Below are 15,870 nucleotides of genomic sequence, written 5' to 3'. Positions count from 1 at the left end.
GCTTAGGCTCCTTCGTGTTGTGAAACTAAGACACTGCTTACAATCATCAAAGCCGCCGATAGCAAGAGAATTGGGTTAAATTCAGCTCCTCCTAGCAAGATGGAGAAGACAATGGCCCAAATAGCGTATGATATATTGAGTGCAGTAGCCTTTACAGGACCAATTGTATCAATTGCGCGATAAAAATTCAAATAAGACAATGTGCCTAAGACAGCAACACCCAAGATTAACCAAAGAACTGGCTGACTAATAACAGCCGTCACGCTAAAGACCAAGTCAGATTCGAAGGTAATAAAGCCCAAATAAACTAAAGTAGAGACGCATTGACGAATCCAAAGAGCTTGCTTAGGATTCAAATCTTCCTTCATCCCAATGGAACAAATCACACTCTCCAAAGACCAGCCGACTACGCTGAGAAAGGCCACTAAGAAGCCAATCAGTTGGGCATTAGATTGCATCATATCACCAGACAGACTCACGCCTAAGACCGCTAACACGGCCAAGCCCAAGCCAATCCAAACTGGCTTAGTTATCTTTTCCTTAAGAATTAACATACCTAAAAAAGCAGCAACCACTGGATACATAGAGGAAATACTTGCTGTTAAGCCTGCCCCAATCGCATCTACCGCATAGAGATAGGCCCGCATACCCATAGGACCACCTAAAACAGCTGCTAACATGACCACAAAGGAACTCTTGCTGGTCAATTGTTTGAAAGTTTGCTTGAGTTGCCCTTGACGAACCAACTCCCCCGTCATCATTAAGGCAGAAAAACCATCATGGAAGAGGGCCAATAAGAGAGCGGCTCCAGCCAGTCTTGGATCCACTAGCGTGAAGGGTAACATCATCAGAATAACGCCATTATAATGGGTATCTGCCCCCCACAAAAGGCCTGACAATAGACCGGCAATAATGCCACTTGTTTCCTTATTTTTCATCTAAGTTCATCCTTCCTTTTTTAGAGCATGGTAGCGTGCTAGGTTAGCTTGCGCACGACGGTAACGTTCAATCCCATAGTCTCCGAAATCATCGCCCCGGCTTTCCTTGAAGATGGTCCAAACTGACCAGAGGAAGTCTTGGCAAATTTGATAGATTAAGAGTTTAGTCTTCAAGCTTACTGGCACCTCTTGATCTTGACAGTAGAGACTTAAGAAGCGGTCTTCCTGCTCTTGGCTGAAGCCACATTCTAGACTATGGGCCGCTAAATCCCAAGCCAAGTCGTTCATACCTGAGTATTCCCAGTCAATGAGATAGGATTTGCCGTCTCCACCTTTGACAAAGTTCTCTGGAACTGTGTCAATGTGACATGGCACTATTTGAACTGGTAAGTCAGCCAAATCTTCCTGTAGTTGGAAAACTTCCTGACGTGTCGCCTGATAGCCGTCAAAATAGTCTGCCCCTACTTCATCCACAAAACTCTCATACTTAGCAATCTCCTCGAAGACATCAAAACGGTTATCAAAGTCTAATCCTGATTGATGCAAGTGTCTGAGGAGTCCCGTTGTCATTCGCATATTGTTAAGATAAGTCGCCGTATTAGCATTTAGGGTCTCAGCCTCTGGAATGAAAGCTGACACCTTGGTCCCTGTCACTTCGTCAAAGTAAAGGGTCTCAGCATCTAAGCCCAGAATATGAGCTAATAGGCTATTGGATTTCTCAGCTGGGCGATTAATAAACTTCTCCGTCCCGTTGCCGGCAATCCGAATGATGTAAGGTTGGCCTTTGAGGGTGACCTTGTAGTTCTTGTTAGTCATACCACCGGCACTTTCTAAGGTCGCAATTTCCTCAGGGCTAGCATCCATCTGGTCGGCCAAGAACTGCTCCACTTCTTGCTTAGCTGCTCGTTCTTCCTTGCGAACCAAACGTGGGTAAACACGCTTAAGAACATGATGAACCTGACTAGCATCGTCAATTTCACCCCAGAAGAAGTCATCCAGTTTAAGGTACCCCAAGCGGTAGTCTTGCGCAACATCCAACATAATATATTCATAGTTAACATAAGGATTAAGGTTGTCAGCATAAATGGCCAACATCTTAAGGTAGAAAGGATAGGACAATTTTGATAGACCAATCATTTCACCGTCAATACGGTTGAATTGGTGAATATCCTTCCCCATCTTATAAACATAGCCATCACGCAATTCCACCATGGCCTCATCATGTTGCTCACGCACACTGGTAATCAACATCGCGGAGTCATTAGCGACCTTATTCAGCCCCTTAATCCCACGGACTTCAAAGAGTAAATCCCCCTCAATCAGGAAGAAGTCGCCATCAATATGAGGAGCTGCCGTGGCCAGAGAAGCCATTGTCCCTGTGTGGGCATAAGCCTCATTGACTACTAGAGTCACATCAGGCATGTCAGCAACATGTTGAGCCAAGAGGTCAGCTTGGAAGCCAGCAACCAAGACAAAACGCTCTACTCCTTGATCTCGTAAGACTTGAAGGGTCCGATCCAATAAGGTATGGTCCCCTAATGATAGGAGTGGCACGGGTTGGTCCAGATGACGAGGTTGGCCTGCAGCAAGAATGACTGCCTGATGAATTTTCTCCTTGGCCTGAGCCAACTGAATCTTACGGGCATTTGCATCTTTCAAGCCGGTCTCTAGCAAAGCCAAGCCCTTGTCCGTCACTTGATAGTGGTTACGCGTCCCCTGACGCTCAATCTCAATGTATCCTTGTTCATCAAGTCGCTTGAGAATCAGATTAATTTTGCCTAGGGATAGGTTAGTCGCTTGTGCCATATCACGTTGACTGCCCGCTTCTTCTCGGTTCAAGTAATACAGCAAGGTCATTAAGTCATTCATCTTAGCCCTTCTTTCTGTGTTCATTTTTTGAACTTTAGTCTAGTATAAACCACTTATTCTCTTATGTCTAGGGTTTCAGCTTAAAAAGTTCAAATAATGAACAAAACCCTCAGCATTTAGCTGAGGGCTAGAGGTCCTATTGTTTCTTTGCTTTTTTATGGCGCCATTCTTTCCAAAGCTTGGCCAGGGAGAAGATTGGCTTATTTCTGACCAGTTGTTCTTCCGCCAGATAGTTTCGCATGGCCTTAAGGGTCTGGCCGGCCTTAGAGACGACAAAGTGATAGGTGCCAGCAGACTTAGTATCAATGAAAAAGCCACGAATGAAGCCCCGTTTCATCAGCATGATGGCACGAACCTGACGAATTTCGCCCCAAGGAATCTGAACGAAATCAGCAGGATTACGGTCGTTATAGAATTCGAATGCCTTGTTACCAACTAGAATACGGCCATGGCGGCCCATAACACCACCAGACATCCAGTTGGCAGTTGTCACAAAGTCTGCCCGGCTATTCAAAGATTCAACCATACTTCTCTCTCCTTCTACAATGCTTTAGAGTAGTGGAATATCAATCTGATCATAAACCGCCTCTTGATTGTTGGGCTGGTCCTTATCGCGGCTTTCTAGATAGGCTTGAACCTGAGTAGCAGTGGTCAAGCCATGGCGCTCCCAATTAATCAGAATGCGATCAATATACTTAAGGCTGAGGGCTTGACGCAAAACGGCTTCCTTAACTGCTAGACGAATTAAATCAGGCGCATAGCCATCTTGCTTGAGCCAGCCATTCAAGGTCTCATATTCGAGTGCTGACAGGGAACGGCCAAACTCCCCTTCCACCAGAGGAATGAGTTGACTAGCCGTCATGGTCTCTTTCTGATTACTTGTTGGGTCTGTCTCATTACTAGAAGTCGTCTGTTTTTGACTAGCTGCTGGATTAAAGGAGTCTAGTCGTTCAAAAAGTGGCGCTAGACTCAAACGGTCTTGGCCCGAAGTATCCATTTCAAAGACGAGATAACCCTGATCTGCTAAGAGAGATAGTTGAGACATGGCTTGATGAGACTGCCAACCGTAATGTTGCGAGCACAGTTCTACAACAGCCATAGGACTCAAATCCCCATCCTTCTGACCTAATATCGTGGTCACTAGGAGAAAGGTTTCTGGACTCAAGCCTAAGTCTTGATAATGGCTGAGTAAGACCTGCGGCAAGACTACAAAGCCTTCTTGGTACCAATTATACATGATGCTCCCCCTTCTCAGTCTAGTTTTTCTATTGGCACAGGGCAGCTTCCTCAGATTAGGAGGCTGCCCTTGAAGCACTTAGCTCTTAGGCCTTCTTAGCTTTCTTGGTTTCGCGTTCACGCGCACCCTTGTCAAGGATTTGCTTACGTAAACGAACGCTCTCAGGTGTTACTTCACAGTATTCATCATCATCCATGAACTCTAAGGATTCTTCTAGAGTTAGAATACGTGGGCGTTTAATCACTGCGGTTTGGTCCTTGGTTGCTGAACGAATGTTAGTTAATTGTTTAGCCTTGGTGATATTAACAGTTAAGTCGTTCTCACGGTTATGTTCCCCAATAATCATCCCACCGTAGACTTCAGTCCCTGGGTTAACAAAGATAGTCCCACGATCTTCTAAGTTCATAATCCCATAAGTGGTGGCTTGTCCTGCCTCAAGGGCAACCAAGGCACCGTTACGACGGTTCCCAATATTGGAATCAATAACTGGTTGATAGTCATCGAAGCTATGGTTCATAATCCCATAACCACGGGTCATAGATAAGAACTCAGTTGAGAACCCAATCAAGCCACGAGCTGGCACAGAGAAGACCATACGGATTTGGCCATTACCTGTGGTCACCATGTCCGCCATTTCAGCCTTACGTTGACCTAAGGCTTCAATAATCGCCCCCATGTATTCTTCTGGTGTGTCAATTTGTACGCGTTCGAAAGGTTCACAGGTCTTGCCATCGATTTCCTTAAGAATCACCTTAGGACGTGAAACTTGGAACTCATAACCTTGACGACGCATGTTCTCAATTAAGATAGCCAAGTGTAATTCCCCACGACCAGAAACGATAAAGGCATCTGGTGAGTCGGTTGGATCCACGCGCAAGGATACGTCTGTTTGCAATTCTTGCATAAGACGATCTTGGAGGTTACGGGAAGTCACGTACTTGCCTTCTTTACCAGCAAATGGCGAGTTGTTGGTTAAGAAGGTCATTTGTAAGGTAGGCTCATCAATGTGAAGAATAGGTAGAGCTTCAGGATTTGCAGCATCTGCTACGGTTTCTCCAACGAAGATATCTTCCATACCTGATAAGGCAATTAAGTCCCCTGCCTTAGCTTCGTTAATTTCCACGCGGTCCAAGCCGAAGAAACCAAACATCTTAGTAATACGGAAGTTCTTGCTAGTGCCGTCAACCTTCATAAGGGTCACGTTGTCGCCGACTTTCATCTTCCCACGGAAGATACGGCCAATCCCAATACGCCCCACGTATTCATTATAGTCCAACAGGGAAACTTGGAATTGTAATGGTTGGTTGGAGTTATCAACTGGAGCAGGTACATGTTCAATAACTGAGTCAAAGATAGCATCCATGGATGGCTCTTGGTCTGCTGGATTGTCAGATAGACTAGACGTCCCGTTAAGGGCTGAAGCATAGACCACTGGGAATTCCAATTGATCATCGTCGGCCCCTAATTCGATGAAGAGCTCTAAGACTTCATCTACTACTTCTTCTGGACGAGCAGAAGGCTTATCAATCTTGTTGACTACGACAATCGGTACTAAGTGTTGTTCTAAGGCTTTCTTCAAGACAAAGCGAGTTTGTGGCATGGTCCCTTCATAGGCATCCACCACCAGAATAACCCCATCAACCATTTTCATGATACGTTCTACTTCGCCACCGAAGTCCGCGTGACCTGGGGTGTCCAAGATGTTGATACGAGTCCCCTTATAATCAACGGCAGTGTTTTTGGCTAAGATGGTAATCCCACGTTCTTTTTCAATGTCGTTAGAGTCCATGGCACGCTCATCTAATTTAGCACGCTCATCGAGGGTGTTGGACTGTTTAAGCAACTCGTCAACCAGTGTGGTTTTACCGTGGTCGACGTGGGCAATAATAGCAATATTTCGGATATCCTTACGCGTATTCATTAATTTCTCCTAACTGATCTTTTTCTTCTGCTAAAACGCGGATGACTTCTTCATGGACAGTGTCATGCGCGAAAATAATAGGACTGGCTGATAAAATGGATAAGGCCGATCCGTCTGGCTTAGTTGCCTTGAAGCCCATGGCCTCACAAATGGCCCAACCAGCAGCAAAGTCCCAAGGACTTAATTTGAAACTTAGGTAAACTGCCGCTTCACCACGAATGACTTCGATAACTTCAAGAGCAGCAGAACCGTGCGCCCGAACGCCTAAGACATTTTCTAAGAGGCGTTGGCTATTGCAACGGTTTTGGGTAAACATGGCCACGTTCCCTACTGCTAGAGAATCTTGCAGGCGGTCAATCTTAAGTGGCACCAGTGGCTGGCCGTTGAGGGTAGCACCTTGGCCTACAATCCCCGCATAAAGGTCATGTTTCATGACATCGTAAATGTAGCCAGCTAATGGCTTACCATCTTGGAATATCCCAATCAAAATGCCAAAGTTATTTTTCTGCTTAACGAAGTTAAGGGTCCCATCGATTGGGTCAATGACCCAAACAATGCCGGCCAAATCTTCCGTCCCTTGACTCATGCCTTCCTCACCAATAATGCGATGGTCTGGGAAGTGGCTGGTAATCTTATCGACAAAGTATGCCTCTGTCGCCTTATCCATCTCCGTAACTAAGTCGCTGGCGCCTGTTTTCTGATCCACTTGAAGGGATCGTTTGAGTGATTGCCGTAAATTCTCAGCGGCTTCTTCTAGCCAGACCAAGACATGGGCATGAACTGTCTTAAAATCTTCCATTTGAACCTCCTATGTTGATACGCACTACGGGGTTGTTCGCTGAGGAATCCTTGAGAGACTTCATTTGCCGAACGACCTGGTAGATAGAATAACCACTAGCTGACTGGAAAGCTCGATCTAGTCGCTTTTCTTCGCCAATACTGGTCACTATTTGCTTGAATGCTTGATAACGTGGCCACAGAGAATTGAGTTTGACCCCACTTTGGTAGACCGCCTCTACCCCTGATAGAAAGTCGACGACCGTGATAATTTCCTCTGTCGTCCAATCCGGGTTCAGGGGGTATTCAAACTGTGTCATACACGTTCCTCCATTCAAAACACTCTAACTATTATCATACCCTATTTTGGCCAAAAAATAAAAGGTAAACTTCATCGTCAACGCTTACAGACTATAATTTATCTTCAATTTGTCTAGTCACTAGAATATTAAAGGCTTAATATACGAATTTTATATAGTTTCCCCTCGGCAAAGCAAAAAGCAGAGTTGCTTTGCAACCCTACTTTTTTATGTAAGTTTAATTTCCTAATGTGTGGCGCCATTCAAGGAGCGAAGCCACGTCTTCTTGTTCGATATATTGAGCTTCCAGGGCCGCCTCGATTAAGGCGTCATAATTGGTTAGGGTATGGTAGCTTACTCCAGCTTCAGCAAAGGCCTGCTGAGCCTTGGTCAACTCATAAGAGAAGATGGCAACAACACCTAGCACTTGACAGCCTGCATCTTTTAGGGCTTGAGCCACCTTAAGCGAGGATAAGCCAGTCGAAATCAAATCTTCCACTATGACCACCTTGGCTCCCGGCTCCAGGTGCCCTTCAATCTGGTTGGTCTTACCGTGCTTTTTAGCAGAGTCCCGTACATAAACCATAGGCAAATCCAGCAAATCGCTGACCCAAGCCGCGTGGGGAATACCAGCAGTTGCTGTCCCCGCTACTACTTGGACCTGAGGATAATGTTCCTTAATCACCAGACTTAAAGACTGGGCAATCTTACGACGGACTGACGGATAGGACATGGTCAGGCGATTGTCACAGTAGATTGGCGATTGAATACCTGATGTCCATGTAAAGTACTGGTGGGGCTGTAAGGCGACAGCTTTAATGGCTAATAATTCCTGGGCAATTTCTTTTGCACTGGACATGAAAATCCTCCTATTCTTACTTCAAAAAGCTCTGACAAATGCTATCATATACGGCGACCGGGTCATTAGCCAGGGTAATTGGGCGTCCGACTACAATATGGCTTGAGCCTAGTTGACGGGCGACTTCCGGTGTGGCGATGCGCTTTTGATCCTGACTTGGCCCACCAATCAAGCGTATGCCCGGCGTGACAATGGCAAAGTCCTGGCCACAATCCTCACGAATAACGGCTGCCTCATGAACCGAGGCAACGACTCCATCCAACCCCGCTTCCTTGGTCAACTGCGCGTAATGACGGACACTGGTCACTAGGTCTACTGGAATCAATTGTTCGGCCTGCATTTGTTCTTGAGAGGTAGAGGTTAACTGGGTTACAGCGATGGCTAAAGTTTCAGGGCTGCCTCCATCAATTAAGCCTTGCTTGGCAGCCTCCAGCATTTCCTTGCCCCCCGCGGCATGAAAATTGAGCATGTCCACTTTGAACTGGGCCAAACCCTTGCTTGCTCCATAAACTGTATTGGGAATGTCATGTAGCTTGAGGTCAAGGAAGATGCGGTGCCCTCTTTCCTTGAGAGCAGATAAGACTTGTGGCCCATTTTGTAGATAGAGTTCCATTCCAACCTTAACATAGAGCTGGTCGTGGCCACTAAAGGGCGTTAAAAATGCCAGGGTTTCTTCTAAATTTTTGAAGTCTAGTGCGACGATGACATCGCCAGAATATCTTTGATTCATAGTTCCTCCTTATGGATCAAGTTCGACTAAGCTAAAGGCGTGATATGGAAAGAGGTGGATTCTAGAACCTTCAAGAGGGCCATACTCGTATCTAAAGAGGTGAAGCAGACGATTTCTTGTTCACTGGCTACCCGGCGAATCTTGAAGCCATCCTTGGTGACATCTTTATCCTTAGAAGTAGTGTTAATGACTAGGTCCACTTGACCTTGATAGATGGCATCCAGGACATTGTGATCCTGACTACCGATTTTGCCAACAGAAGCTACTTTAAGTCCTGCCTGACTTAGGTAATCAGCGGTGCCTGGGGTGGCCAAGAGATTGAAGCCCAAATCACTAAAGCGACGTGCCAACTCCAAGGCTTCGGCCTTGTCTTCGTTAGCCACTGTGAAGAGTATGGTCCCTTGATCCTTGACCTGAATACCGGCGGCTACTAGCCCTTTGTAGAGAGATTTTTCCAGAGTTAAGTCGCTACCCATGACTTCTCCGGTTGACTTCATTTCAGGCCCTAAGGCGGTGTCTACATCCTTGAGTTTTTGGAAACTAAAGACTGGTACTTTGGTGTAAACAGCAGAAGGTTCAGGCAGCAAACCAGTCTGGTAGCCTAGGTCACTTAAGGATTGGCCTAAAATAGCTTGCATGGCTAATTGTGCCATGGGGACGCCTGTAATCTTGCTGAGGAATGGGACAGTGCGTGAACTGCGCGGGTTCACTTCCAAGACGTAGAGTTCGCCCTTGCTAAGTACATACTGGATATTAAGTAAGCCCACGATCTTAAGGCCCTTAGCCAGACGAATGGTATAGTCGACTAGCTGCTCCTGCTGAGCCTGACTTAAGGTCTGAGGTGGGTAAACGGCGATGGAGTCACCTGAATGGACCCCTGCACGCTCAATATGTTCCATAATGCCTGGAATAACCACGGTTTGACCATCACAAATGGCATCGACTTCGATTTCTTGACCGATGAGATAACGGTCTGTTAGGACAGGATGTTCTGGTGACACCCGCACGGCTGTTTCCATATAGCGTCGTAAATCAGCTTCTTCATAGACGATTTCCATGGCGCGACCGCCCAAGACATAGGAAGGTCGTACTAAGACTGGATAGCCAATGGACGCCGCATTAGCAACGGCTGTTTCCGTATCTGAGGCTGTCTTACCTAAAGGTTGTGGAATACCTAATTCATGCAAGAGTTGCTCAAACTTATCGCGGTTTTCAGCCTTGTCAATTTCTTCCAGACTAGTTCCAAGGATTTTGACCCCATGTCTTTGTAGTTTATCGGCTAGGTTAATGGCCGTCTGACCGCCAAATTGCACGACCACACCCAAAGGCTGCTCGTGATTCAAGATAGCCATGACATCTTCTTCAGTTAGCGGTTCAAAGTAGAGTTTGTCAGAAATGGTGAAGTCGGTTGAGACGGTTTCTGGGTTGTTGTTGATAATAATGGCTTCGTAACCTGCTGCCTTAATAGCTAGAACAGCATGGACAGTCGCGTAATCAAATTCCACCCCTTGCCCGATACGAATCGGACCAGAACCCAGCACCACGATTTTAGGTTTGTCCGTCACGATAGATTCATTCTCTGCCTCATAGCTGGAATAGAAATAAGGGGTTGAAGACTCGAATTCTGCCGCACAGGTATCCACCATCTTGAAGACAGGTGTGATGCCAGCTTCTTGACGTAACTGATAAACTGCTGCCTCAGTAGTCTGCCAACGGTGGGCAATGATTTTGTCAGAGAAACCATATCGTTTGGCATAAGCTAAGAGATTGAGGTCATGCGGATGGGCCTTTAGCTCATGTTCCAAATCAATAATATGTTGCATCTTATCAAGGAAAAAGCGGTCTATTTTGGTCATGTCATGAATCTGATCAATGCTGACGCCTCGTCTCAGGGCTTCGCCAATAAAGAAGAGACGTTCATCGCTAGCAGCTTGGACCTTTTCCATGATTTCTTCCAAACTAAAGCTATCACCATTAGGCAGGCCCAAATGGTGGACGCCGTATTCAAGTGAGCGGATGGCCTTCAGTAAAGATTCCTCATAGGTCCGCCCCATGGCCATAACCTCACCCGTTGCCTTCATTTGAGTGCCTAACTTACGGTCGGCACGTTCGAATTTATCAAAAGGGAAACGTGGAATCTTGCTGACCACATAGTCTAGGCTGGGTTCGAAGCAGGCATAAGAATTCTGGGTGACAGGATTTAGGATTTCATCAAGTCTTAAGCCGACCGCAATTTTAGCGGCAATCTTAGCAATTGGGTAACCAGTCGCCTTAGACGCTAAGGCCGAAGAGCGGGACACGCGCGGGTTCACTTCAATGATATAGTAGTTAAAGGAATCTGGGTCCAAGGCTAATTGGACATTACAGCCCCCTTCTATCTTGAGGGCGCGAATAATCTTAAGGGACACATCGCGCAACATGTGATACTCGCGGTCAGTCAGAGTTTGCGATGGGGCCACCACGACTGAATCCCCGGTATGAATCCCTACGGGGTCAATGTTTTCCATGTTGCAGACGACAATGGCAGTATCATTGGCATCACGCATGACTTCATACTCGATTTCCTTGTAACCTGCGATGGATTTTTCTAGCAAACATTGGGTTACGGGCGAATAATGGAGACCTGAAGAAACTATTTCATCTAAATCCTGGTCGTTATAACAAATACCACCACCTGTCCCCCCCATGGTAAAGGCTGGACGGACAATGACTGGATAGCCAATTTGCGCTACAAAATCTCGAGCTTGATCTAAGTTGGTAACAATTTCTGATTCAGGCACCGGCTCTCCCAATTCCTGCATGAGCTGACGGAAGAGCTGGCGGTCTTCCGCTTGTTCGATAGAGGCTAGTTTGGTGCCTAGTAATTCGACACCGTATTGGTCCAAGACTCCCTGGCGATGCAATTGAACGGCTAGGTTAAGCCCAACTTGGCCGCCGAGGGTTGGCAGCAAGGCATCTGGTCGTTCCTTACGGATGATTTTGCTGACAAATTCTAATGTGAGTGGCTCCATATAAACCTTGTCGGCAATCTGACGGTCGGTCATAATGGTGGCCGGATTGGAGTTAACTAGGATAACTTGGTAGCCCTCTTCCTTCAAGGATAGGCAAGCCTGAGTCCCGGCATAATCGAATTCTGCAGCCTGCCCAATTGTAATGGGACCCGACCCAATAACCAGAATTGTTTGAATATCTTGACGTTTTGGCATAATTCGACTCCTTTACTTGTGGTGACGAGACTGAGCTTGGAAGGCTTTCATATTTTCAATAAACTGATCAAAGAGATAATTAGGATCATGTGGCCCTGGCGATGCTTCGGGATGATATTGAACTGAGAAAACTGGGTAGAATTTATGTCGAACGCCTTCGCAGGTGGAGTCATTGACTGATAAATGAGTTAATTCTAGGTCTGTATCTGCCAATGAGTCAATATCTACACTGTAACCATGGTTTTGCGAAGTCAAGTCTACCTTGCCTGTCAATAGATTTTTGACTGGATGGTTGGCCCCACGATGGCCAAATTTGAGCTTATAGGTCTTGGCTCCTGCTGCCAAACTAATCAGTTGATGACCCATGCAAATACCAAAAATTGGTAGCTTGTCCATGATTTGGCCAATCATGGCAATAGTCTCTGGCACATCCTCAGGGTCGCCAGGTCCATTAGAGAGCATGACGCCATCAGGTTGAAGCCGTAAAACTTCCTGAGCGCTAATATTATGAGGCACCACGACAATGTCGCAGTTACGCTCATTAAGCTCACGCAGAATACCTGACTTCATGCCTAAATCAACCAGAACTACTCGATAGCCCGTTCCTGACGACAGGAAGGCCTTAGAAGTCGACACTTGGGCAATTTGGTCCCTAGCCAGTTCAGTCTCTCTAAGTTTTTCTAGCACTTGTGCTGAATCTTCGGATAAGTCAGTAATAATCCCCTTAATCGTCCCATATTGACGAATCTTTCGTGTCAGACTGCGGGTATCAATGCCCCAAATTCCTGGGATATCTAGTTCTTTGAGCGCTTGATCTAAGGACATTTGGCTACGGAAGTTGGAAGGCTTTTGACAAACTTCTCGGACTACTAGGCCCTTGATAGAGGGATTAATGGTCTCAAAGTCATCTCGGTTAATGCCATAATTACCAATTAAGGGATAGGTAAAGATGACAATTTGACCGTTATAGGAAGGGTCTGATAGTGTTTCTTGGTAGCCGGTCATGGCGGTATTGAAGACGACTTCCCCTAACATAGCCCGGTCAGCACCAAAGCCATAGCCCTTGTAGATGGTTCCATCTTCTAGAATCAGCTGTTTATCATATCTATACATATGCTCGCTCCTTGTCTTACTAAGCTCTTAGGCAAAAAATGTGGCATCTTGATAGGCGATGCGGCCTTGGCTAATAGTCAGGATAGGCCAGCCATAGACTTCTTGACCGGCGTATGGCGTGTTACGCCCTTTGGACAAGAAATTCTCAGGTTGGATACTTGCTACCTTGTCTAAATCGATAACGACTAGATCAGCAGGCTGCCCGACGGCTAGGGTTCCATAAGGTAGGTCAAAAATTTTAGCCACATTAGTCGACATCTTGTCCAAGAGAAAATCTAGGGACATAATGCCTGGCTTGACAAAGTGGGTATAGAGCTGGCTAAAGGCTGTCTCAGACCCTACAATACCAAAGGCCGCCTCCTGCATTGGCAGGTCTTTTTCTGACAGAGCATGAGGCGCATGGTCAGTGGCGATAATATCGATGGTACCATCTAAGAGTCCAGCAATTAATGCTCGGCGATCCTCCGCTGCTCGCAGGGGTGGATTCATTTTCCAGAAGCCATGGTTGTGGGGAATATTACCCTCGTCACTCAGTAAATGATGGGGGCAGACTTCACAAGTCACCTTAATACCGTTGGCCTTTGCCTCACGAACCAGGCGAACGGATTCCTTGGTCGACACATGGCAGACATGATAGTGACAGCCTGCCGCTTCAGCTAGGAGAATGTCGCGGGCAATCTGAACCGATTCGCATACAGATGGAATACCTGGCAGACCTAGTTCCCGACTGCGACAGCCACAGTGCATACAGCCACCCCGAATTAGGGAATTGTCCTCGCAATGGGCCACAATGGCTTTGTTGAGGCGGGCGGCAACACACATGGATTCATACATCATATTAGCATTTTGGACCCCACGCCCATCATCACTGAAGGCAAAAACATGTTGAGCTAACTCGTCAAACTGAGCATAGTCCTCCCCTAGCTCCCCTTTGGTAATGGCACCGTAAGGAATAGCCCGAATAACCGATTCGCGTGCAATAATGTCTAGCTGGGGCTTAAGGTGGTCATAGGAATCGGGAACTGGATTGAGGTTGGGCATGGGCATAGCCGTAGTGAAGCCACCGCGTGCAGCCGCTCTGGAAGCATGGTAGATATTTTCCTTGTATTCAAATCCTGGTTCCCGCCAGTGGACATGGACATCAATAAAGCCCGGTGCTAGGAGTTTACTTTTAAGGTCAAATGTTTGATCCGCACTGGCATTGAGCTCCTTGTCCATGGCTAAAATCTTATCCCCATCAATCAGAATTTCGACAGGCTCTAAATGCCCCTTGACCAGACGACGACCATTTTTGAGTAATAGCATGATGTGACTTCCTTTCTATCTTGTTAGAGGGCGTTATCGGCAATTGTTTTCTCCAGAATGGCTTGGCGCATATAACGGCCATTGGTCATCTGGGTGAAAATGCGAGATTGAGGAGCTTCCACCAACTCAGAGGCAATCTCCATGTCCCGGTTGACTGGTGCTGGATGCATGACAATGGCCTGTGGCTTGAGGGCTCGGTAGCGAGCTGGCGTTAGGCCATAACGGGCATGATAGTCGGCCTGGCTTAAGGCCACTTGCTCCTGATGGCGTTCAAATTGGACGCGTAATAGCATGCAGGCATCAACATGGCCAATGACCTGGTCGAAGTCGACCATTTGCCCCAAGGTCGGGTCTGCAAAGACTTGAGGTCCCACAAATTGAACCTTGGCCCCCAATCGGGTCAGCATGTGATAGTTGCTTCGGGCCACCCGCGAATTCTTGATATCACCTGCTATCACTAGCTCCAGCCCTTCTATAGGACCAAATTCTTCATAGAGGGTCATCAAATCCAGCAAGCACTGGCTAGGATGTTCCCCACTGCCATCGCCGCCACTGATGACCGGAATGGCCAAGCCTTCTAGTTCCTGATAGTAAGCTTCTTGGCTATGGCGAATGACCAAGATGTTGCAGCCAATCGCTTCAAGCGTCTTACAGGTATCATAGAGGGTCTCACCCTTGTTAAGAGAGGATGTAGACGCATCAAAATTCAGGACCTGCAAGCCTAACTTCATTTGAGCCACCTCAAAACTGTGCTTGGTCCGCGTTGAGTTTTCGAAGAAAAGATTGGCGGCAATTAAATCCGGCCGATGAATGGGACTGGCTCCTGCCTTGAGCTCTAAGGCTCTCTCAATCAGGCCATAGACCTCCTCATTGCTTAAATCTGACATCTTTACTAAGTTTCGCATACGTCTCCTCCTTATCATGCTATCAAACTATAAGAAAAAACCACCTAATAGTCCGAGCTATCAGGTGGTTGACTTATGAGCGTCTTATTATCGCCTAACAAGACCCTTAAGTTTTCCTCTTGATAGCCTCTCTGGACTAGCTTAAAAAGTCAAATCTTAAGTGAGTAGAATTTCTTCAGTCCCATCCACTTCTTGCAAACAGACATGGACATTCTCCTCTTGCGCAGTGGGAATGTTCTTACCAATAAAGTCTGCCCGAATGGGAAGCTCGCGGTGGCCGCGGTCCACCATAATGGCCAAACGAATGACCTGGGGACGGCTAACGTCGAGGATGGCATCCATAGCGGCACGCACAGTACGGCCTGTATAGAGGACATCATCAACAATGACCACAGTCTTGTCAGTTAAATTGTGAGTAAAAGAAAGATGTTTTATTTGTGGATCAGCATGATTCTTAACCAAATCATCCCGATAGAATTGAATATCGATGTGTTCTACACCCACTTGAACCTGGGTGATGGCGGCTAACTTTACCTGTAGGCGATCCGCCAGATTAGCCCCTCGAGTCTTAATACCAACCAAGACCACTTGATGAATATCGGTCCGCTCATTGATTTCATGAGCCATGCGGGTCAGCATGCGATTGATTTGGCTAGCATCAAATAAAACACGTCGTTTCATAGTCACTTCTCCATCTAGACAAAATCGTCG

The 15,870-nt window shown here is 46.6% G+C and carries 14 protein-coding genes; all 14 read right to left on the bottom strand.

The features are described 5' to 3' along the window. Window positions 1-2: 2 nt before the first annotated feature. The 14 genes from HMPREF3093_RS03045 to pyrR all read right to left on the bottom strand — a co-directional run bounded on the left by HMPREF3093_RS03045 (window position 3) and on the right by pyrR (window position 15,840). Window positions 3-938 carry a DMT family transporter gene (locus HMPREF3093_RS03045; RefSeq protein WP_070755539.1) on the bottom strand — a complete coding sequence of 312 codons (936 nt, stop codon included), beginning with the start codon at window positions 936-938 and terminating at the stop codon, window positions 3-5. 6 nt (window positions 939-944) lie between these two features. Next, entirely contained in the window at window positions 945-2,807 is a 1,863-nt protein-coding gene (locus tag HMPREF3093_RS03040; RefSeq protein ID WP_070755538.1) for an NTP transferase domain-containing protein, read from the bottom strand. A 136-nt stretch (window positions 2,808-2,943) separates the two neighbouring features. Next, complete coding sequence (locus HMPREF3093_RS03035) at window positions 2,944-3,333, bottom strand: DUF956 family protein (protein ID WP_070755537.1); 390 nt, start codon at window positions 3,331-3,333, stop codon at window positions 2,944-2,946. 24 nt (window positions 3,334-3,357) lie between these two features. After that, the gene (locus tag HMPREF3093_RS03030; RefSeq protein ID WP_070755536.1) at window positions 3,358-4,044 is read right to left on the bottom strand and encodes a DnaD domain-containing protein; all 687 of its coding nucleotides are present in this window, start codon (window positions 4,042-4,044) and stop codon (window positions 3,358-3,360) included. 85 nt (window positions 4,045-4,129) lie between these two features. Then, the gene (typA, locus tag HMPREF3093_RS03025; RefSeq protein ID WP_070755535.1) at window positions 4,130-5,965 is read right to left on the bottom strand and encodes a translational GTPase TypA; all 1,836 of its coding nucleotides are present in this window, start codon (window positions 5,963-5,965) and stop codon (window positions 4,130-4,132) included. After that, window positions 5,952-6,764 carry an inositol monophosphatase family protein gene (locus HMPREF3093_RS03020; protein ID WP_070755534.1) on the bottom strand — a complete coding sequence of 271 codons (813 nt, stop codon included), beginning with the start codon at window positions 6,762-6,764 and terminating at the stop codon, window positions 5,952-5,954. The genes typA and HMPREF3093_RS03020 overlap by 14 nt, the downstream gene beginning before the upstream one ends. Then, window positions 6,751-7,062, bottom strand: a complete 312-nt coding sequence (locus tag HMPREF3093_RS03015; RefSeq protein ID WP_070755533.1) for a UPF0223 family protein — start codon at window positions 7,060-7,062, stop codon at window positions 6,751-6,753. The genes HMPREF3093_RS03020 and HMPREF3093_RS03015 overlap by 14 nt, the downstream gene beginning before the upstream one ends. Before the next feature lie 217 nt (window positions 7,063-7,279). Beyond that, entirely contained in the window at window positions 7,280-7,900 is a 621-nt protein-coding gene (gene pyrE / locus HMPREF3093_RS03010) for an orotate phosphoribosyltransferase (RefSeq protein ID WP_070755532.1), read from the bottom strand. A gap of 16 nt (window positions 7,901-7,916) precedes the next feature. After that, complete coding sequence (gene pyrF / locus HMPREF3093_RS03005; RefSeq protein WP_070755531.1) at window positions 7,917-8,630, bottom strand: orotidine-5'-phosphate decarboxylase; 714 nt, start codon at window positions 8,628-8,630, stop codon at window positions 7,917-7,919. A 26-nt stretch (window positions 8,631-8,656) separates the two neighbouring features. After that, a complete protein-coding gene (gene carB / locus HMPREF3093_RS03000) occupies window positions 8,657-11,836 on the bottom strand; it encodes a carbamoyl-phosphate synthase large subunit (RefSeq protein ID WP_070755530.1) in 3,180 nt (1,059 codons plus the stop codon). A 12-nt stretch (window positions 11,837-11,848) separates the two neighbouring features. Then, window positions 11,849-12,949 (bottom strand): glutamine-hydrolyzing carbamoyl-phosphate synthase small subunit, encoded by a 1,101-nt coding sequence (gene carA, locus HMPREF3093_RS02995; protein ID WP_070755529.1) that lies wholly within the window; start codon window positions 12,947-12,949, stop codon window positions 11,849-11,851. Window positions 12,950-12,976: 27 nt separating this feature from the next. After that, window positions 12,977-14,257, bottom strand: coding sequence for a dihydroorotase (locus tag HMPREF3093_RS02990; RefSeq protein WP_218970158.1), 1,281 nt, complete (start codon window positions 14,255-14,257; stop codon window positions 12,977-12,979). A 20-nt stretch (window positions 14,258-14,277) separates the two neighbouring features. Then, window positions 14,278-15,159 carry an aspartate carbamoyltransferase catalytic subunit gene (locus tag HMPREF3093_RS02985; RefSeq protein ID WP_070755527.1) on the bottom strand — a complete coding sequence of 294 codons (882 nt, stop codon included), beginning with the start codon at window positions 15,157-15,159 and terminating at the stop codon, window positions 14,278-14,280. A 156-nt stretch (window positions 15,160-15,315) separates the two neighbouring features. Next, the gene (gene pyrR / locus HMPREF3093_RS02980; protein WP_070755526.1) at window positions 15,316-15,840 is read right to left on the bottom strand and encodes a bifunctional pyr operon transcriptional regulator/uracil phosphoribosyltransferase PyrR; all 525 of its coding nucleotides are present in this window, start codon (window positions 15,838-15,840) and stop codon (window positions 15,316-15,318) included. Window positions 15,841-15,870 lie beyond the last annotated feature (30 nt).

The sequence above is a fragment of the Abiotrophia sp. HMSC24B09 genome, from assembly GCF_001815865.1.
In the GTDB taxonomy this organism is placed as follows: Bacteria; Bacillota; Bacilli; order Lactobacillales; family Aerococcaceae; genus Abiotrophia.
This window is presented reverse-complemented; position numbering and strand designations above follow the sequence as displayed.